This window comes from Chryseobacterium sp. WLY505, from assembly GCF_030846215.1.
Taxonomy (GTDB): Bacteria; Bacteroidota; Bacteroidia; order Flavobacteriales; family Weeksellaceae; genus Chryseobacterium.
The window spans coordinates 929,112-948,798 of the sequence record NZ_JAVCWI010000001.1; the positions used below are offsets into that span (position 1 = coordinate 929,112).

17 protein-coding genes are annotated in these 19,687 nt (G+C 34.6%); all 17 read left to right on the forward strand.

From position 1 onward, the window contains the following. Positions 1–3 precede the first annotated feature (3 nt). The 17 genes from RAH34_RS04300 to RAH34_RS04380 all read left to right on the forward strand — a co-directional run bounded on the left by RAH34_RS04300 (position 4) and on the right by RAH34_RS04380 (position 19,682). Positions 4–420, forward strand: a complete 417-nt coding sequence (locus RAH34_RS04300; protein ID WP_306595270.1) for a hypothetical protein — start codon at positions 4–6, stop codon at positions 418–420. Positions 421–437: 17 nt separating this feature from the next. After that, complete coding sequence (locus tag RAH34_RS04305; RefSeq protein WP_306595271.1) at positions 438–1,568, forward strand: hypothetical protein; 1,131 nt, start codon at positions 438–440, stop codon at positions 1,566–1,568. Between the two features lie 2 nt (positions 1,569–1,570). Next, a complete protein-coding gene (locus RAH34_RS04310; protein WP_306595272.1) occupies positions 1,571–2,098 on the forward strand; it encodes a hypothetical protein in 528 nt (175 codons plus the stop codon). Between the two features lie 28 nt (positions 2,099–2,126). Beyond that, positions 2,127–3,026, forward strand: a complete 900-nt coding sequence (locus RAH34_RS04315; RefSeq protein ID WP_306595273.1) for a hypothetical protein — start codon at positions 2,127–2,129, stop codon at positions 3,024–3,026. 144 nt (positions 3,027–3,170) lie between these two features. Continuing rightward, the gene (locus tag RAH34_RS04320; RefSeq protein ID WP_306595274.1) at positions 3,171–3,668 is read left to right on the forward strand and encodes a hypothetical protein; all 498 of its coding nucleotides are present in this window, start codon (positions 3,171–3,173) and stop codon (positions 3,666–3,668) included. Further along, the gene (locus tag RAH34_RS04325) at positions 3,668–3,916 is read left to right on the forward strand and encodes a hypothetical protein (RefSeq protein ID WP_306595275.1); all 249 of its coding nucleotides are present in this window, start codon (positions 3,668–3,670) and stop codon (positions 3,914–3,916) included. The genes RAH34_RS04320 and RAH34_RS04325 overlap by 1 nt, the downstream gene beginning before the upstream one ends. Then, a complete protein-coding gene (locus tag RAH34_RS04330) occupies positions 3,900–4,574 on the forward strand; it encodes a hypothetical protein (protein ID WP_306595276.1) in 675 nt (224 codons plus the stop codon). Before RAH34_RS04325 ends, RAH34_RS04330 begins: the two co-directional genes overlap by 17 nt. Next, entirely contained in the window at positions 4,564–8,817 is a 4,254-nt protein-coding gene (locus tag RAH34_RS04335) for a tape measure protein (protein ID WP_306595277.1), read from the forward strand. Before RAH34_RS04330 ends, RAH34_RS04335 begins: the two co-directional genes overlap by 11 nt. Then, complete coding sequence (locus tag RAH34_RS04340; RefSeq protein ID WP_306595278.1) at positions 8,804–12,022, forward strand: hypothetical protein; 3,219 nt, start codon at positions 8,804–8,806, stop codon at positions 12,020–12,022. Before RAH34_RS04335 ends, RAH34_RS04340 begins: the two co-directional genes overlap by 14 nt. A gap of 73 nt (positions 12,023–12,095) precedes the next feature. Further along, positions 12,096–12,974, forward strand: coding sequence for a hypothetical protein (locus tag RAH34_RS04345; RefSeq protein WP_306595279.1), 879 nt, complete (start codon positions 12,096–12,098; stop codon positions 12,972–12,974). Continuing rightward, the gene (locus tag RAH34_RS04350) at positions 12,967–15,294 is read left to right on the forward strand and encodes an SGNH/GDSL hydrolase family protein (RefSeq protein WP_306595280.1); all 2,328 of its coding nucleotides are present in this window, start codon (positions 12,967–12,969) and stop codon (positions 15,292–15,294) included. Before RAH34_RS04345 ends, RAH34_RS04350 begins: the two co-directional genes overlap by 8 nt. Positions 15,295–15,301: 7 nt before the next feature. Next, a complete protein-coding gene (locus RAH34_RS04355) occupies positions 15,302–15,859 on the forward strand; it encodes a phage holin family protein (RefSeq protein WP_306595281.1) in 558 nt (185 codons plus the stop codon). Then, positions 15,822–16,394, forward strand: a complete 573-nt coding sequence (locus RAH34_RS04360) for a hypothetical protein (protein ID WP_306595282.1) — start codon at positions 15,822–15,824, stop codon at positions 16,392–16,394. Before RAH34_RS04355 ends, RAH34_RS04360 begins: the two co-directional genes overlap by 38 nt. Continuing rightward, complete coding sequence (locus tag RAH34_RS04365) at positions 16,394–17,290, forward strand: site-specific DNA-methyltransferase (protein ID WP_306595283.1); 897 nt, start codon at positions 16,394–16,396, stop codon at positions 17,288–17,290. The genes RAH34_RS04360 and RAH34_RS04365 overlap by 1 nt, the downstream gene beginning before the upstream one ends. An 11-nt stretch (positions 17,291–17,301) precedes the next feature. Continuing rightward, positions 17,302–17,853, forward strand: a complete 552-nt coding sequence (locus RAH34_RS04370; protein WP_306595284.1) for an N-acetylmuramidase family protein — start codon at positions 17,302–17,304, stop codon at positions 17,851–17,853. Positions 17,854–17,959: 106 nt separating this feature from the next. Continuing rightward, positions 17,960–18,412 (forward strand): hypothetical protein, encoded by a 453-nt coding sequence (locus tag RAH34_RS04375; RefSeq protein WP_306595285.1) that lies wholly within the window; start codon positions 17,960–17,962, stop codon positions 18,410–18,412. Then, a complete protein-coding gene (locus RAH34_RS04380; protein ID WP_306595286.1) occupies positions 18,405–19,682 on the forward strand; it encodes a hypothetical protein in 1,278 nt (425 codons plus the stop codon). The genes RAH34_RS04375 and RAH34_RS04380 overlap by 8 nt, the downstream gene beginning before the upstream one ends. The last annotated feature ends 5 nt before the right edge of the window (positions 19,683–19,687 follow it).

Genomic DNA, 19,687 nt, shown 5'->3' on the forward strand with positions numbered 1-19,687 from the left:
AAGATGAACAATATAACTTATACAGACAGTAAAGGAAATGTGGGGGTACTGAGTACTGTCGCAATCCAAGAACTTACAGACAATCTGGCTTTAACCGTGCATGATTCTGGAAAAACAATTTTAGTAGGAGTCGATGCAAAAGCTGTAACTCTTCCACCAACCAAGAAGGGATTAAAATTCACTTTTGTGAATACAGGCGATGCAGGAAATAATATTATCAAAGTATCTCCGGCAGCTACAGATGGGATTTCTGGAACGGTGGGAGCTGTCACATTAGATGGGACTGTGAACAAAGCGGCTCAAAACACAAAATCTACTTCCAAAACAGGAGATAACATTACAATTGTCGGTACAGGGAATGCTGGCGCAAAGGCTTGGATTGTTATTTCCGGAACTGGTGTCTGGGCAAAAGAAGCATAATAATTAAATCAAAGGTTATGAAAATAGGATTTGCAGAAGAGTACACTTCAAATATCGAACTGGATCAAGAACTAAAACTGAATTCAAAAACAGGTATAGTTTTAAACAGCGGTGTTCACCCTTATATTACTGTAGATAATCTTCTGCATTTCCTTCCTTTCAATGAAATTGATTTTAAAGATTATATCGAGGGAGCTGTATACAATAAGTATTCTGAAACACAAGATAGAAAGGATGTTGTCAAACACAACAATTCACTTTATCAATGTTTGAAAAACGAAGTGTTAAATATTACACCCGGATCCGACAGTAGTACATGGATGTTGACCAGTAAAGAAAATATTATCCTTAAATCTTGGATTGAAAAGGTAAAGGACAAAGTTGTTTCTGACCTATATCTTTCAAGAAGGCTTATAAACTCTCAGTACATCTATGAAAACGGAGAAAGTAAGTACAAACTTCCAAATGATTACTCAGCATGGGTTTTTGAATCGAAAGGAAGCGATTATATAACCATTACATTAAATGAAATTTCTTTACAGGCTCTTACAAATAGTCCAGTTAATCTATATGTGGTAAATGAGGGACAATTGATTAATACTTTGGTTTTGAACCCGAAAAATGGAAAAGTGTCATTTGAAGAATTAAATTATTCTTTTTCCGGCCGTGGTAAGTGGATATTTGCTATAGAGAGCCAGGAAGTAATGACAAACTTCGGATGGGTTGACGAACTGAAATATGATGGATTTGTTTGTTATCCGGTTACAGGAATAGGTAATACTCCGGAATCATCAAGGTACAACTATCAAAACTTTTCAAATGGTTTAGGATTCAATGTAACTGTCACACTTGAAAGTGAAAATTACCTGAATTACAATCTTCAAAATTTTGTAGGACTTTTTAAAGCGACTTTCGAGTACATGACATTACAAATGTTTTTGGCGAATTCGCACCAGCGTAGTAATCGCACTGAGAATGGAATCAACAAAGACATGTTGATGATGGAAACGAAAGATCTTGAAGCCAACACTTCTGCTAAAAGGTACTTTTACGAACTGAGAGAAGCAAAGAAAATCATCCAGAAAACATTCGATACCCAGTTAGGAGATGAAGATTCAGGATTTGAAGTTGAAGTAACATCTGTTTAATTATGCTGTACGAAAGAAATAATCCAGTAGGACTTGATCAGCTAATTCATAAGGCGCAAAAAAAGATTTATGCTGCCTTAACCAAAAAATGGGATAAAGATTTAGATGGCTATCCAAGATGTTATGTCTTAGAAGACGAGAGCGAAAAAAGAACAGTTGAACATTACACTTATAAAAATGAATACAGCGGTAATTTAATTGTTTCTGAAAGAGATAAGTTTTTCTTCACTGCTGAAGATGATCAGGAAAGACTAAATAACATCCAGTTTGAGACAAAAGTAAAACTCTATTTCATTCTTGATCTAAAATTCATTTATCCGGATGAACCTGGAAGATGTGATGCTAAAGTCTTGGCAGATGTTGTGAATGCTGTAGATAAAAGTGGAGGGTTTACGAATGAATACACAATTGTAACAGACTACCAAAGTGTATTTGAATCTTTCTTATATGAATTTGATAACATTCAACCATACTACTGTTTTCGGATTGATTTGAAAACGATTCCTTATTCAATAGATTCAATGTGTTAAATAATTAAAATAAAAAAATAAATATAAAATGGCTTTAACAATTAAAAAATGTAACGCAGAAGATCAGGTATCCAGATTAGGTGGCCGATTTTGCGATGAAGACCAGGTGTCCGGATTTATTTTAGCGGACAGATCTGTGAAATTTGATTCAGAAACATTCACAAAAACAGTTTTAGATGATCTGATCCAAAGAGATAAGATTATTGGAACTGTAAAATTCTTTTCTGCAGAGGATAACGATGAGGAAGCAAATTTCACTTCTTCTTCAACAGGAAAAAGAAGCAAGAATACACTAGGTATTAAAAGATGGAAATTCATGTTCAATAAAGGAAATTGTTTCCAGAATCAACTTCAGTTGCTCGACAAAAGTGAAAGATACGCTATTTTCTTGGTAATGCAAGATGGTTCCGTTTTAGGTGCTTTACTAAATGATGGTAAAATCAAAGGTTTTGATGCAAATCTATTTACCGGAATCAAAAAGGTGAAAACTACAGCGGAAGGTGTGGGATCTACTCTGGAAGTTGATTTAGAGCCTGATGCGATGAAGTACTGGCAGGGTCAATCTGTGTTGTTTGAAAATGATGAAATTGACTTTACACAATTAAATCCTGTTACAGGTGTTTCAGTAGATATTACAACTCCATTAGTGGCTGCTGCTACAAGTACCAAAGTTAAAATATCCAATATTTGCGCAAGTAGCGTAGTTACTGGACTTACAACTCCAGCAAACTGGAAAATGAGAAGAAACGGAACATTGGAGGCTGTGACAGCAGTTACAGAACAAAATGGTGAATATACTTTCACTCATGCAGCTTTAGTTGCTAACCAGGATATTTCTTTTGAAATCAATGAGGCTGGATATCCGGTTTACGTTTTAGACACCGACTATTACGCCGGGAAATCTATAACCGAAAAAGTATCAGCGTAATGGAATATGCAGTTGGAACCTATAAGATTGTTCCACCAAAGCCTTTTCCTTCTTTCGAAAAGGCGGTGGAATACATCCAAGAAAAATATCCAGAACTGGATGTTAAGACGATCGAAAAGCATTTAACGCCTAAAATCTCAAACAATGGCAAAGATCAACCCGGAGACATTCGTGAAGAGAATTCAGTTGGCAATCAAAGTGACACCGAAACTGGTACAGCAGGCGCTAAAAGAGTCAAACCTTCCATTAATAAACCAGGATAACCTGTTAAGAGGAAAAACGAGTGATGGGGGCCGAATGCCCCCTTACTCTAAAAAGTATAGAAGGGGAAATGTGTTCTATGCTGACTACAAGAATAGAATGAACCCTTTGAACAATCGTAGATGGGATTTAAAACACTGGTGGGATAAAAAGTATGACGGATTATTGTACAGGCGAATTAAAGTAAAGATAGGACTTAAAGAAGTTCAATTTACCCTTGACTACAGTCCGGTATACATGCGAGATATTTACTATGTTATTCCCAAACATAGGATTATCGGTATAACCAAACAGCAGATGATTGATGCTCAGAAAAAAAACATACCGAAAATTAAACCACAGGTTTTAAGTATCATAAATGAAGGCAGAATTAAGAAATAATGTGTAATTGTAGTAAAACTGTCACAAAGACAGAATGCCAGATTCTAAAAAAATACGCTGAAGATCCTGAACAAAGGAATTTCATTTACCATGTTTTTGACGGTGAAAGAGGTTTAGAGATAGCACAAGTTCCGAAAGGAATTAATCCAAATCAAATTGCCATTGAAAGAGAATTTATCGGATCCGATGGATTACCTGAATGGTTTTTCGTGCGTGAGCACCCATGTTTATATGAAAACACTCAATAAAAATAAAATTAGAATTTATCAAGATAGTAAAGATCTCCCATTTTGCAATTATAAAAGAATAGTTCAAACGGGGGATTTTTATTTTATGGTTAAAGGCTATCAAGCTGGAGATGTAATTAAAGTTGATAAAAATAAATTAAAAGAACAGTTCGATAATATAGAAGAAGATTACGCAACTTCTATGAATGTAAAAAATAATGATGTTGTCCTTTATGGTGAGCATGCCACTGTAACCAATGAATGCAATAAATACAACATAATACTCCAGCTTATTGAACTAACGATAAGAAGTACTGAAATACGAGAATATCATAAGCTGCCAATATCTGAGGAGTTGAACACAGATATATTTAAAAACTTGTTAAAAGATTTTAAGGTACAAAAAACCGATGATCTATATAAACAAAGGCAGTTTATTCAAAATAAAATTGAAAAGCTTAAAAATCAGCTCTCAAAACTGGAGAGCCAAATACAAAAGGAAGACTCTGATAAAAAAGAATCTGAATTTGATATTGAAGAACAATTTGTAAGTGTATGTCTTGGATTAGAAATACCGGTAGATGATACAAAAATATCTCTCTACCAGTATGGATTAATGGTCAAGGCTTTAATAAAGAGAGTTGAAGAAATAAATAAGTTGAATAATCATGCCAGATAATTTAGCAGTAATCCAGACTCAAGAATCCGTTAAAGAGCTTAAGCAGATAGAAGCAGCAGGAAAGGACGTTATCAAGATGTTCAAAGAAATGGTTGTGAATACTAACAAAATTAACCAGGCTTTCAATTCTGGAAGGATTAGAGAGTATTCAGCTGCCATACGAGAGCTAAATCAATATACTTCTCAGTATACTGCTATGGAAAGGCAATTGGCAGATGCTTTGGCGAGGACTGCAAGGTTAGAACAACAGCAGGCAAGACTTCAAACCGAACAAGCAAGAACAAGAAGGGAATTAGCCGAAGCCAGCCGATCAGAGAGCCGTGCAAGACAACAGGCAGCAAGAGAAGCCGCAGCGGAAGCAAGAGCAAACAGAGATGCTTCCAGTGCTCATGCTCAGTTAACCCGCCAAACCCGCCAGACCAGACAAACGGCCCGTGATTATGGGGCGGAAATGATTTTGCTTCGTGATAGATTGAGAAATGGTGAAATTTCTCAAAGAGACTATAGAAGGCAAATGGCTCAACTGGGAAAAGATTTCAGAACTTCGACAAATGAAGCGATAAGACTTGAAAGAGAGCTTAGGAGATTAAATCAACAAACACTACCATCTGAGCAACGAAACGGAGCCTTACAAGGTCGTGTAACAGATATTCTTAAAGGTTTAGGAATTGCAGCCTCAATTGATAATATTGCCAGTTCCTTCTACAAACTTGGAACCGCTTACAAAGATACAGCTGTGAAGTTGGAAACGCTTCATTTAGCGCAAAAATCAATTTTTAAAACGAATGAGGAAGTCGGTAGACAAAACGCTTTTTTAACCGGAATAGCGCAAAAATATGGTGTTGAATTAATTTCTTTAAGCCAGGCATATAATAACTTCAGCGCATCCGCTCAAGGTACCACTTTGGAAGGTGAAAAATCAAAAGTAATATTTGATGCTGTTGCAAAATCAAGTGCTATGCTTGGAGTCACCACAGATGATACAAACGGGATTCTTCGAGCTTTAGGGCAAATGATGTCCAAAGGAAAAGTTCAGGCAGAAGAATTACGTGGACAGCTGGGTGATCGTATGGCAGGTGCGTTCAGGTTATTTGCTGATGGTATGGGAGTGTCAACAGCAGAACTTGATAAAATGCTGAAAAAAGGAGAAGTTATTGCTGAAGATGTGCTTCCAAAATTTGCTGAACAGCTTAATAAAAAATATAAACTTGGTCTTGGTGAAGATATTGATACAGCTCAAGCTTCTATTAATAGAATTACCAACTCCTGGACAATTTTTGTAGATGCTGTTGAAAGTAGATCCGGAAACGTAAATTCTGCTTTCTCTGGAATGTCTCAAGTTATTTCAGGGCTTTTAAAAGAAATGACTCCAAGTCAGTTTATTACCGATATACAAAGGCAGCAATTAGAATTTAATAAGCTGGGGCTTTCTTTAAAGGCAAACTGGGAAGATCAGAAAGCAAGAAAGGACATTATTGATCAGATGATCTCCATAAATCCTTATTTCCTTGATGGATTGGATAAAGAAAAGACATCATTGGAACAAATTGAACAAAGATTAAAACTGACTAATCAACAGTACTTGCAAAAGATTATTCTGCAAAAAAATATGGATGAACTAAATGAAGTATTGGAAGAACAGGCAGAGAGAATTATTTATATCACAAAAGCAGAGCAGGAAAATGCAGTTGCAATTAACAATTTATCAACAGCTCAAAGAAAAGTCTATGACGACCTAATTTCGGGCAAAAAAGACATAGGAGAAGCATTTGTGGCTCTGCGAAAATTAGGTGGAGTAACAGAAGAAACCACTCAATTATTTAACAATATGAGTAATGCTGTATCTTTTGGAGTAATTACTTCTAGTGGTTATATCAGAACAACTAAAAACCTGAATAAATCAGCTCAAGAACTTACAGATAAGCAAAACGCTCAGTTAAAAACTTTAGACCGATTATTTGGAGCCACCGGAAACATGTTAGGAATAAATACAGACTTAATGAAGTCTAATTATTCCCTTGGAGGATCTTATAATTATCTGGCACAACAGCAGGAGTTGGCTAAAAGACAGCAGAATCAAGATTATCAAAAATCGATTAAGGCTGCAAGAGAATTAAATCAGGCCTATGCTACCTTTAACGGTTATTTCTTTGATTCAAAAACGGCGAAAAATACAGGTAAAAAAGTGGGAGAATACGATGTTGTAGATAACAAATTAGTAAAAAGACAATCCGCATCTGCTCCAACTGATCCGGTAAAAACACCAAAACCAAAGTCAGCAACATTATCACCTGCTCAAAAGGATTTTATAATGATTGCTCAAGCTGAAAGAGATACTGAACTAGCTAATTTGGAAAAAAATAGACTGGATTTAAAAATTGGGTATGAAGATTATCTTCAAGAAAAACTAAATACTACCATTAGGTACAATGATAAAATTCAAAAATATTTAAAAGGGGCAAATGCAAAAGAGAAACAGATTCAGGGGGCTTCATATAAAAAGGCTATAGATGCAGCTGTACAGTCAAATAAAGAATTGTATGATGAAAGATCAAAGAATTTAAAGGCTTCCTTTGAAAAGCAACAAAACATTATAGAAAGGGAATCAAAGAGTTTGGATCAAGATCAAACACTTAATGATGTAGAACGTATCAATAAGCAGATAGAACTTGACGGAAAACTTATCCAAGAGATTACAGACTATTATGATAAGCAGGTAGATCTGGCGGCAAAATCAGGTCAAAGAGTTATTGAGCTTGAAAATGCCAGAGATGAAGAAATAGGTAAAATTGAAGACAGAAGGATTGAACGTATGAATTCTCTTCCTGAAGCTGTTTTCAACGAAATAGACAGGCAATCTGCAATAACTCAAAGTAAAGTAGAATCTAATTTTGAAGATCAAAGATCTTTAATTCTTAAAGATAAGAGTCTTTCTGCTGATCAACGAGCTTACAAACTTTCCCAGCTGGAGAAAGATATTCAGATTGAAAAAAACAAGGAAGAAATTAAAAGGCTTCAATTATTGCAAGCTCAGATTTTAGCGCAACAGGTTATCAGATCCATGAAAGGACAAGCTGTTGTAATTACTCCAGAAGAAGAAAGAGCCCTTAAAGAGTATGAGTCAACTATAAAGAATCTCCAGAATACCAATATCGGACTTGGTATGGATAAAAATTCTGAGGTTGCTCCAGAATGGTTGAAAACTAAGGATATCCTTGTGAAAGGCTTCCAAGATATGGGGCTTGGTAATTTTGCAGCTGCAATCGGTGATCAATTTGATGATCTTTATAAAAAAATTATTGAAGGATCATTATCTGCAAAAGATGCTGTTATTCTGGCAGGTTCTGCAATTGCAGATGGTCTTTCCTCTATGGTTAACAGTCAAAAGGAAAAAACTATTGCTGCTTTAGATGAACAGCTTAAGTATTCCCAGGAATCTACCGAACAGGAATTAGGTTTTATCAATAGCCGTTTAGAAGCTTTAAACAGTCTTGAAGAGCTTACAGCAGAACAGACTGCCGAAAGAAATAGACTAGAAGATGAAGCAAGAGTTTATCAGGATCAGCAACGCCAACGTGAAAAACTAATTGAAACGCAGAAGGCAAGGGCTGAACAAAAGGCTGCAGCACAACAGGCCCTTATTAATGGTGCTTTGGCAGCAACAATGACACTCGCTCAGATGGGATTCATCGCTGGGGCTATTCCGGCTGCGCTCGCTCTTGGTTTTGGTGTCGCTCAATCGGTTGCCATAATGTCCAAAGATCCGGTTCCGAAATATTGGAAAGGTAGAACTGGAGGAAAAGCAGAATTTGCAATTACCCAGGATAGAGGTCGTGAGATTATTGCAGGAGAAGATGGGCGTATTAAATCTTTAGGATCTGATTCCGGGGATAAAGTGACATGGCTTGATAAAGGTGATACAGTTTATACAGCTGATGAAACCAAGCGAATTTTAAAAACTATGGGACCTGCTGCCAAAATTGGAAATAAAGTATTCCAAAGAATTGCAAGAGAAAGCATGATTGCCCCGCAAGTTTCTATAGTTAATAATTACCGGGATAATTCGGACGAAATTGCGAGGAAAACAGGTAGAGAGTTCAGAAGAACAATGGAATTGTTGGATAAACCAACTGTAACAAGGGAGTACGGTAAAATAATTAAGTACATAGGGAAAAATTATGGATTAATTATCGGAGAATACGATTTAAAAACAAAAGAAGAAAAATTTTATGATACCAATTAACCATATAATAAACGAAAACGGCGTTAAAAATATTTTCAAATTCATAGTACCCTCTGGACTTTTCCAGGGGGAATATGTCATAAATAAACCCGATGGGTGGGACGATGTAGACTCTATTGTAAATATTGATGATGAATTAATGTTTGTAAAAGATTTCATTATTGGTGAAAACACAAAGCTTAAATTTTATCAATACAGTAATAAGATTGCTTGTGATGTACTTGTTAATGTTAATCAAGAACAGGCAGGGGACGGCCGTATTATTTTCAAATGGCTTGCCGTTAAAAATGGAGTTGAATATGATTTACTGAAAGATAACTTTGAGGTAAACATGAATAAGTACAATCGCACACTGGAAGGTAACACTTTTATTATTGATGTAGAACTGATAAAAAGTGAAGCGCAAAATAAGCTTTTCAATCGTGATGATGTTACAATCGATTTATTTGGAACCAAAGATTTAGATGAAAATACAATTACTCCAGTAGAGACTTTTCAATTGGGGTATAAAAAAGGAGCTTCGAAACTGTCTAATTTTTATTCATGGGACGTTTCACAGGATATTTTGAATTTTGAGGCAAGTACGTCTGGGTTCTTCTCTTTTAGTAGGTCTGATGAGTACGAGTTTGGAAATAACACGAATGAATTTTGTGGAATTAAAAACTTCATTATAGGGAGTATTATTTCCAAAAAAATAGATCAGGGACCATTTGTTGCTACGGATATAACATTAAAAGCAATAAAAGTGGAAGTAAGTAACATGCAGGTTGTATTTGGCAGAGACAATAGTGCTATTACTACACCTCCAAATGTTGGGTTTTATGCAGTTGTTTCTGGACCCGGTATTTTTTATACACAATTATTGAAGCCATTTACTTCACAAACTGGAAATAGCTCAGAAATAAAAATTGAAAATGAAACCTTTGCGTTAAATATAAATGATGTTTCCAATTTGTCACCAGGGCAAAATTTAAGCTTTTTGTTTTTAACAACCGATGAAAATGATAAATTCATTATGTCATCATTAAAAACTAATACCAGTATAGAAATAACTACCAATATGGAATCTCCAATAGTTAAAACTAGCGGTATACGATTGATTGATGCTGTGAAACAGGTAGTGAAAAATTATACAGCATCCGGATTAAGTGTTGTAAGTAATTATTTAGGTTTGGGAGGAATTTACTACAATACATCTGTTTCTACGGGTGTTTATTTAAGAGGATTACCAACTATTTATACTGCAGGTCAAAAAATTAAAACATCTTTCAAATCATTGATTACTGAAGGGGCTGCAAAATTATTGGCTTTAGGTTTTGATGTGCTCAATGAAAATGTAATTGTTGAAGAGTTGGGGTATTTTTTTAAAGATATAAAAGTATTCGATCTATCAAATAAGATTTACTTACAAGAAGGATATGAGACAGAAAATGATAAAGATGTTGTTTTTAATACAATGATTTTCGGATCAAAGAAGTTTTCAAAAAATGTTAAGGACGACATTCAGAACTTTATAACATCTGCAGAATTTACCACTCCAATTAAAAGCATCAAAAATAAATTTGATAAACAAACTGATTTAATTGTTGATGAATATAAGATTCAAGAACTTATAGAAGATAAAAGTTCTTCAACCAATGATAACGACGATGATTTAGTTATGATTGATATGGTTAGTGAATCAGATTATTGGGATTCAGGAGTTTTCCCAAACTGTATTCATCAAAATAAAGACAACAAATTAGTTTTAACATGTGCTGAATTGGCATTCGATACGACATTCATGGAGGTTGGATCAAGCGTTCAAATTACTGAAGGTTATAATTCTGGCACCTGGACTATTTTAAATATAAATAAAGCTGAATTAACCCTTGATAAAACTTCAGGAATAGAATCTGGAACAAATGACACTCCAATCAGATATTTAATTCCATCATTAACTAAAAACAGATCAGTACGAGACGGATTTACAGAAGATCAATTTGTAAGAAATGCTGAAACATCTACAAATTCCCGTCATAATCCGAAATATCACATGGCAAGATGGTTTCAATGGTTTGGCAGTGGGTTAAGGAAAAAGCAAAGTTCAGAGCTCTTAAAGGTTACCAACTACAAGAACAACGACAAAGCTCAAATGAAAGTAAATTCTCTGGATCTTGTAAATGAGTTACCTGGTTTGATTACTGTAGGCGCAGATGAAAATCTGGGAAGAATGCGAGCTTATAAACAGCCTTTCTTTTCCGGAGAAAAAATTGAAATTTCTTACACTAACGTAACTTTTCAAGAATTCATTGCTTTGTATGAAAATTGGAGATACGGAATCTCGGGAGATAGAGCAAACAGCCGTGGATATATATCGTTGAATACCCCATTAGGGATTTATGATGCATACCCATTTGGAGATGGTGCCTTTTCCCATGATCGTAAAACAAATGTCCTTAGTTTCAAAGGTAAAATTAAAGGAAAATCAGTTGCAAATCCAGTTCTTGTATCTGTTGTGCAGGACAACAAAAATACAGTCACCTTACATTGGGATTATGCAGAAGAATATGTAAATACTATTATTAATGTTCAATATTCACTTGATGGAATCAATTGGATTACAATTCGTCAATACGGAAGTACAAAAGAAGGTGTTATCATAGATGATGTTTTTACTAGTATAATTTCAGGGACAGATGTTTATTTCAGAATCATTGTTAATGCCGATGATTTTTACAATAAAATATCGAATACGTTAACTGTAAACTGGCAGTTTAATCCATACATAATATTAGTAAATAATAAAGCGGAAAATGCTGATTGTGGTTACAGCAGATTAGTTATAGATGTCAGGGGAACTGCTAATTTTGAAATTGAATACAGTTACGAATTTTCGCCCGGAGGTGGTAAATTATATGTAACAAATTTAGATGGTACTGGAGGAAATGTAATTATTGAAACAGGTTATGGCCTTCCGGTTTCTGGAACAGAGGAAACAGTATTACACATTGAAAACAGTACAGGTAGATTGTTTATGGAGTTAATAAATTCTGATAAGACAGAAAGCTTACAACCTTTGAATTGCAAGTTTGGAAATGAGATTTATACTGTTTTCGCCAGATTATTTGTGAAGTTTACTGACACGTTAACAAATACATCAAAAGAATTTGATTTAATAGCTTTAACAGATAAGAAGTTTAAGAATTTGCCACCTTTAGAATAATCTTTTACTATTAACAATAGGTAAAAACATTACACTCATCAATTACATAAAGGTGGGTGTTTAATTTTGCTTTATGCAGAAATTCTGGTATCACAGTCCGGTAAGATTCTACAAGACAATGGAAGAGCTTGAAGACATGACAAATCCACAAAACACTCAGTATTATGGACATGTCAAACCTTATCCTTTGGAAGTTAATTCATATCATAGATATCTAATACCTAATTATCAGAATGAAATAGTAGACACAGATCTTTCTTTATTTCTTATTGGTGATGATTCAATTCAAATACCTTGTGAATTTGGTGTGAGTGATGGTAAGCTATTCCGGATTACTTTTATTAGTTCTGAAGAAATTCAGGGACATTTTGAAGTAAGAGATTCTTCCGGAGTAGCTATTTTTTATTCAAACTGCGTCCGATTTACAGATAGTACTTTGAAGGACGGTAGAAAATACATCCGAATTGCCACACAATGTAATTATAATAAAAATCTTTTCTCATTTGCAGACAATCAACATGACTGGATTATAACAAACCTGCCAGCTTACTGTATGGGAGAATTTGACATTGACGAGGATGTAAAATCAGCTAAGACCGGAAATTTAGGTTCTACTAAAATAAACTCTGCATGGACTGAAGAAAATGTTTCCTACAAAATTAGAGCTGAAGGAGATAGTAATATCCTTTCGTTTGTAGCAGTTCACTCCACAAACCAAGATTTTTACATTGACGGAACAAAGAGAACCAGAAAAGAAAAGCCAGAAACAACCGACTTCACCAATGAGATTACAATGAAGTTTTCCAATGTTAAGGATGAAAATGGATTGAACATAATTTTTGATGAAGATGCTGCGTTTTCAGATGCTTTTAAGATGGCACTAGCAAATGGAGATAATACAGCTGTATACGTATATAATTCAAACTATATAATACCCATAAACAATGCCTGATATAATTATACCTGCACCATTCGTAAAACAGGTGCCTACAACAGAGATACCGATTACACAAGATCCTTTAGAAGGTCATTTTGCAACCTATAATTCAGAAGGTAAGTTGGCGTTTACGCCTATTGAATCTTTTAGAAAAATTATTTCTACCGGAAATGTAGGAGAAGCTACACCAACAAGTTCTCCAACGCCATGGGCACCTGGAGATGCAGATCTGTTTGAAAAATGGGATGTAACAACAGCAGGAACGTATACGAATTTTAAAGATGCTTCCAATAATCCAATTGTAGTTTCGGCAGATCCTGATTTAAAAAATAATTTGGTCCAAATATGGGTAACAAACGGAGTTTCAAAGAAAGAACTTTCCGAAAAGAGAGAATCAACACCCGATGGAGTTATAGCAAAAGATAATCCGGAAGCAGTGAGCGGCGGAAAAGTTTATGATTCCTTTGAAACGCTTAAATCAGGAAAAGATACTGTACACTTTACGACTACGAATCATTATATTGATAAAACGACAGCTGTCGGCACAACACCAACATTACAGGGGTCTGCTGGCTGGAATCTGTCATCTGTTATAGATGTTTTGTCAACGGATATTATAATCAGAAGGGGTTCAGCGGTACTTAATAGTTCTTCAGCTGCTGAAATCTATTGCTTAGATATTGATGGAAAGTATTTGGGATACATCAACAAAAATTCTACATCATATCAAATTGCAGTTTCCGAAATGCCAGCCGGAACCAGGAAACTAAGAACAAATTCCCAGGTTTCGTATGTCGGTGAATTTTCCATAACAAAAACAGCATTTATCGCAACTGAAGCGGTGAAAGATTTGGATAAGATCGGAGAATTGAACAAGCTTGTTATTTCTGACAATGCATTTACAAATGGTATTGCGGGTTATCTTAATAGCGTAGGTGGCGAAGTATTAGGAAGCACATCTTGGAAAGTAACACCATTTTTAGCTGTTTACGAAGGTGAAAAAGTATACTATACTGGTATTACATCTGCAGCCGTTTATCCATTGTGGGGCTATGACGCAAAGTTTAATCCGGTGGTGTTATTATCAGCTCAGGGAACGTTTACAGATAAAGAAGTTGTAATACCTGCAGGGGTTGTATACATTAAAGCATCTGCACGTAATAGTGCAGGAGATACACAGAGATTAACAAGTACGCATTTTGACCAAAATAAAGTCGATCCGAATAACATTGCAAAGGGATATATTAATGATTCGTTTTTCCCTTCTAAAACATGGGCAAGATCTGGGGAAGTGATTTGTTTAAATGTTAATGGTTTTGTCAACAAGCATCCTAGAGACTATTCAAGAGATACGTTCTTCAACGCTCCAAACGGAAATGAAGATTTTATCAGACTGATTCCAACGTCTGATGTTCAAATTCCGATCAGACAAAAGCAGCCAAACGGTGTTTCTGTAGTTTTGGGATATGTAAATATAAAGGTCGGGCTAAATGCAAATTCACCAGCATCAGCACTGTATTTCATGCATTTTGGTGATTCCACTGTAAAATGCACAACCAACAGCGGAATTGAAGGAGCTATCATCAATGAAGTATCTCGCAGATTAACTGGTATTGGTTATAATCTGACTCCTGCAACAGCTCCGGCAGCATTAGCACTTACTAATATTAATTTCATTGGTACAATAGGTGATCAAGCGATTAAACACGAAGGTCGTGGAGGATGGTCATTCTCTGACTATTTAAATCTTGCATCAAAATCAGGAACCACAAACGCATTCTGGAATACTGGCGTTTCCGGATCTGTAAAATTTGATTTAGGTTATTATTTGACTCAGAATAACTTCACAGGAGTCAACTCTACAGCCAGCAATTTGATTATTCTTTGCCAGCTTGGTTGGAATGATGTGTTTACTTATACGCCTGCTCAGATTGAAGCTTTTGCAAAACAATGGCTTGATCTTATTAGAACCCAGAAGTCAGGCGTTAGAGTTAAATTAATTTCAATGCAATTACCGCCTGTGGATGTTTACAAGGATTATGGCACAAGCACGCGTCAACAATCATATGTGAGTACGATGCAAAGAGTGATGACAATTGCACGAATCTTTGAAAAGATTGCATTAGATCCGACTTACTCTTCATGGGTTGAACATATTTCATACATGGGAACTTTCTTCCCGGACAATGCTTATCCAACAACTGATTTAACAGTAAACAAAAGAGATTCAGGAACCAAAAAAGTTTATACTGATGACGTGCATCCAATAGCCGCGGGTTATGCTCAAATGGCTGACACGTTGTTTTATAATATCCTTTATAACTATTGCCAATAATAACGAAATGGGAAATCCAATAATAAATTTTATCGTTAATAATCTAATTTCGATTCATTCTGGTCCAGCATATAGTAAAGCTTTTTCGGCTTTAAAATTGGCTGCTGTTCCAGCTGTTGGATTATCTCTTTCAGAAAGGATAACAGGTTGGTATCTTGAAAGAGAAAGCTTTATAATAATACTGGCTTTCTCATTAATAGCTGATTTGATTTTAGGTGTTTGGAAGCATTTGGAGAATCATAGTTTTTCCTTTGAAAAAATGCTATGGGGATTTACAAAGAAACTGGCATTTTCTATTCTATTTTACTTTTTCTCAGAAGCATTTTTACAGATTTTACAGGATTCAGGCTATGAGTCTTTAGCTATAACCGGATTTCTAAGAATTTTACTTTTTGCATGGCCAGCTGGTAATGTTATGGTTAATATGGGAATTCTGACGGGTGGAAAATTTCCACCATTGTTTGTGCTTAATAGGATTGCAAAGTTCAATAAAACAGGAGATTTAAAAGACTTGAAAAATACAGCAAATGAAACCGAAAATACTGATAATAATCCTACTGAGTAGTTTATTACTTGGTTGTAGGACAAAGCATAAAACGTCTTTCTATTCCAAGGAAGGAAAGATGGAGATTGAGCGGGTGAAACTGGATTCAGTAAAAGAAAAGACCGTTAAAGAATCTACCAAGAAAGTAGCTGATCAGACTGTTAAAAAGCAGGTTCAGGCTTTTTCCGGGGACATTGTCATTAAAGGAAAGTCGGACACTTTAAACCCTTTGATCTTCCACAATGTTGTTTCCGGTGATACGCTTCAAAGTATTGTCATTCGTGGAACGGCGGATTATTACATAAACAATCACTACCGGAAGTCATCGGAAGACAAACAAGAAACATTCAGCGATGAAAAAACAAACATAATACAGGACCTTGCAAAAACAGCTGTCTCAAAAGAGACTATAAAAAAAGTTGCTGCAGAAGTTGAGAAGAAAACCAACGACATTAAAGCAAAAGGCTTTCAAGCCGGATTATGGATTGTACTGGCTGTTTTTGGAGTCGTGGCAATTATAATATTTGGAATTTATAAATACTTAAAAAGAAAGTAATGGAGAACATTAAACTATATAATGAAGACAACCTGGAATTAATGAAAAGACTTCCAGATGAAAGTATAGATGTAATATGTATTGATCCTCCTTACTTGTATCTAAAAAATCAGAAGCTCGAAAGGCCGTTTGATGAACATAAGTTTTTCTCAGAATGCAGAAGGCTTTTGACTAAAAACGGATTCATTGTCATGTTTGGTAGGGGTGAAAGTTTTTACCGTTGGAATGCGATTCTTTCTCAGCTTAAGTTTGCTTTTAAGGAGGAGATAGTATGGGATAAAAGTCAAAATTCGATACCAGCAGCACCAATTTTGAGAACACATGAATTGGTTAATATTTATACAAAAGGCGTTGGTAAATTAAACGACGTTAAAATTCCGTATTTAGAAGCTAAGAAATATAATATTGAAGGAGTGATTCAGGATGTAAAAAGGATAAAATCTGCTATAAATTCAAAAGAATTTGAAGATATAGAGCACTACTTAAACACTGGTGAGATTATTTATACTGAGAAAAAATCTAAAAATCACATGAAAAATGCTTTTCACGATAGGAGCAGGGGGCTTGCTACATTAAGGACGATTCAAAATGGGATGAAGGAAAAAACAATAATGAGAGAATTACGAGATCATTACAATACTATCCATCCCACACAAAAACCCGTACGTCTTTTGGAGCGTCTTTTAGCTCTTGTAATTCCAGAATCAAAACCACGTGAGGAAATTGTAGTAGCTGACTTTTTCGGAGGATCTATGTCTTGTATGGAAGCTGTACACAATATGGGAATGAAAGGAATAGCCTGTGAGATAGATCAGGAGTATTTTGAGCTTGGAAAAGAACGGATAAGAAAACTAAATCCTATTCAACAGGAATTATTTAGTAAAAAAGTAGTTTAAAAAATAAAGCAATGAAAACATTAACAGAACAAGATTATATAAATGCAGCCAAAGAATTAGGTTGTGAAGTTGCAGCAATAAAGGCTGTGAGTGAAGTTGAAGCTCCTAAAGGAGGTTTTCAGGCAGATGGCACACCGACAATATTATTTGAAAGGCATAAGTTCCATGAATTTACATCTGGAAAATATTCAGCAGATTATCCTGATATTTCAAATCCAAGACCAGGAGGATATTCTAAAAATGAAAATATCAGACTTGACAAAGCTGCAAAATTAAATAGAACTGCAGCCTTAAAATCTGCTTCCTGGGGAAAATTCCAGATTATGGGGTTTAATCATAGCTTAGTTGGTTTCCCGGTCCTTCAAGATTTTATCAATGCCATGTATAAAAGTGAAGGTGAACAACTAAAAGCTTTCGTAAAATTCATTAAAGCTAACAGACTGGATGATGAGTTGAGAGATAAAAGGTGGTCCGATTTTGCTCGCATATATAATGGCAGGAATTACCACATAAATGCTTATGATAAGAAAATGGAAGCTGCTTATAAAAAGTACTCTAAATAAGCTGAAGTATTACAAGACCGTTTTTAAGTAGATTACGGGAAGCCGTATATTGCATTTATTAAATAAGTGTATATTTGTTTTTAAAACAATAACCTTTATTTATTAAATGAATTTCAATAAAATTGACAACAACACTGAATGTAACTGTTTGCACGATTCTTATGTTGATTTAAATAGTCACTTTGCAAGAAGAGTACGAAAAGCGCCTGATATGAAGGATGCGGATTTTAAAAGTCATTTTGAAAGAGGTAGAATTACAGAATCAAGTCAGTGTGAAGACATATGTGGATTGCATGGAGTTTCTATTGAAATTTGGAACGATGTTAGTTCTGATGTTTTAATGAAAAAATATCAAGCTACAGCAAATTATAGCCCAAAGCACAAAAATAATTTATCAATTTTTGTCATAAAAAGTTCTGCTGGTAGAATAAAGCATACACCTAGACAAATTGATGAATATAATCCCTTTCACTATGACCTTTACAAGGAGGATTGTTTCACAGTGGATTGTTTAGAGTTAATTGAAATGATTCCATTAATACCACAAACAAATGCTTGATCTAAATTCTCATAATTTATCCAATAGTAAATTGCCTGTCATAACAGACAATTATACTGTCCTGCATTTTGATGAGTATCCTATTTTATTTTCTGGAACAAATGCATTTGGCAATAAAATTATTGGATCATTTTGTGAAGAAGATTATGAAAATGACACGTTGATCTATTTCTCAATAATAGTCAGTGACGAAGATTATAGCGATTTTTTTAGAAAGAAAATCTCGTATAGGAAACTAATTATTAATTCATCAGAAATCTTTATAATTGAGAAGAGCTATAATAATAAAATTTTAGCATCTTATATTTTGCCAATACATCAGATACCTTTAGATTACCTTCCTATGGAATCTTCTTTTATACCTGATAAATATGCAATTAGCGATTCAATAAGTTATTCATTTAAGCTGAAAGGTAAATTAACGGACCTTCACAAGGCTATTGTAAGTGATGTTAACAATATTAATTCGAAAATATATGATTATTTAAGTGAAGCATTGCAGACTTTAAATGTATTTGGTATTAATCCAAAAGTATATTCTCAACCTTCTACTTTAGGTAGTTATAGGCTTAATTATTATATTAATTTTACAGATAGCCCTCAATTGAATTTTTTTGAAGTTGATCAGGAAAAAGTATCTGAATTTGTAAATTTATATTTTGAATATATTTCTAAATTATTACCTTATGAAAAAGATGGATTTATATATGAAACTGTTCAAAATTCAGAAAACTTTTTAGTTGTAAAAAATAGTTTTGAATCCATTTTTACTAGCTCACATCAAGAGCCTTTGCCAACAGTATCAGATATTTTGATCGATGGTATTGGTAATGTAGCAGAAAAATTGGTAGAGGTTAGTGAATTTATTAAAACAAATGATAGTTTTAACTCTATAGAAGTTGAAACAATAAGTGATGGAAGGTATTTTAGTCATGGTAGTATAGATATAAATTACAAAGAGCTAATAGAAACAAAACTTTCATACGGCGAGGTTAATTATCACAATTTAACTGTAGAATCAGATTCAGATCCACAGCCCTATAGAATATTAGTTCGTAGAATAAATACTGAGACAGGTAAAGGAGGAGGTAGACTCTATCCGGATGACACAGAAAACTATCATAAAATATCATTAACTGTCCATATGAATCAGGATGATCTTTCTAATTCAATTTTTACAAAGAGTTTAAATGAAAATAAGGTTGTGTCTGTAAATGGAATAGGGACTAGAATTGATGGAGTATATAAAAAATTAGATTGTTACTTATAAGATCT

What these genes read in the sequence shown, in the direction of transcription:
- RAH34_RS04350 (WP_306595280.1), top strand. Translation starts at nt 12,967, where the DNA reads ATGCCTGATATAATTATACCTGCACCATTCGTAAAACAGGTGCCTACA.
- RAH34_RS04325 (WP_306595275.1), top strand. Translation starts at nt 3,668, where the DNA reads ATGTGTAATTGTAGTAAAACTGTCACAAAGACAGAATGCCAGATTCTA.
- RAH34_RS04320 (WP_306595274.1), top strand. Translation starts at nt 3,171, where the DNA reads ATGGCAAAGATCAACCCGGAGACATTCGTGAAGAGAATTCAGTTGGCA.
- RAH34_RS04300 (WP_306595270.1), top strand. Translation starts at nt 4, where the DNA reads ATGAACAATATAACTTATACAGACAGTAAAGGAAATGTGGGGGTACTG.
- RAH34_RS04365 (WP_306595283.1), top strand. Translation starts at nt 16,394, where the DNA reads ATGGAGAACATTAAACTATATAATGAAGACAACCTGGAATTAATGAAA.
- RAH34_RS04380 (WP_306595286.1), top strand. Translation starts at nt 18,405, where the DNA reads ATGCTTGATCTAAATTCTCATAATTTATCCAATAGTAAATTGCCTGTC.
- RAH34_RS04355 (WP_306595281.1), top strand. Translation starts at nt 15,302, where the DNA reads ATGGGAAATCCAATAATAAATTTTATCGTTAATAATCTAATTTCGATT.
- RAH34_RS04330 (WP_306595276.1), top strand. Translation starts at nt 3,900, where the DNA reads ATGAAAACACTCAATAAAAATAAAATTAGAATTTATCAAGATAGTAAA.
- RAH34_RS04370 (WP_306595284.1), top strand. Translation starts at nt 17,302, where the DNA reads ATGAAAACATTAACAGAACAAGATTATATAAATGCAGCCAAAGAATTA.
- RAH34_RS04310 (WP_306595272.1), top strand. Translation starts at nt 1,571, where the DNA reads ATGCTGTACGAAAGAAATAATCCAGTAGGACTTGATCAGCTAATTCAT.
- RAH34_RS04315 (WP_306595273.1), top strand. Translation starts at nt 2,127, where the DNA reads ATGGCTTTAACAATTAAAAAATGTAACGCAGAAGATCAGGTATCCAGA.
- RAH34_RS04340 (WP_306595278.1), top strand. Translation starts at nt 8,804, where the DNA reads ATGATACCAATTAACCATATAATAAACGAAAACGGCGTTAAAAATATT.
- RAH34_RS04335 (WP_306595277.1), top strand. Translation starts at nt 4,564, where the DNA reads ATGCCAGATAATTTAGCAGTAATCCAGACTCAAGAATCCGTTAAAGAG.
- RAH34_RS04375 (WP_306595285.1), top strand. Translation starts at nt 17,960, where the DNA reads ATGAATTTCAATAAAATTGACAACAACACTGAATGTAACTGTTTGCAC.
- RAH34_RS04345 (WP_306595279.1), top strand. Translation starts at nt 12,096, where the DNA reads ATGCAGAAATTCTGGTATCACAGTCCGGTAAGATTCTACAAGACAATG.
- RAH34_RS04360 (WP_306595282.1), top strand. Translation starts at nt 15,822, where the DNA reads ATGAAACCGAAAATACTGATAATAATCCTACTGAGTAGTTTATTACTT.
- RAH34_RS04305 (WP_306595271.1), top strand. Translation starts at nt 438, where the DNA reads ATGAAAATAGGATTTGCAGAAGAGTACACTTCAAATATCGAACTGGAT.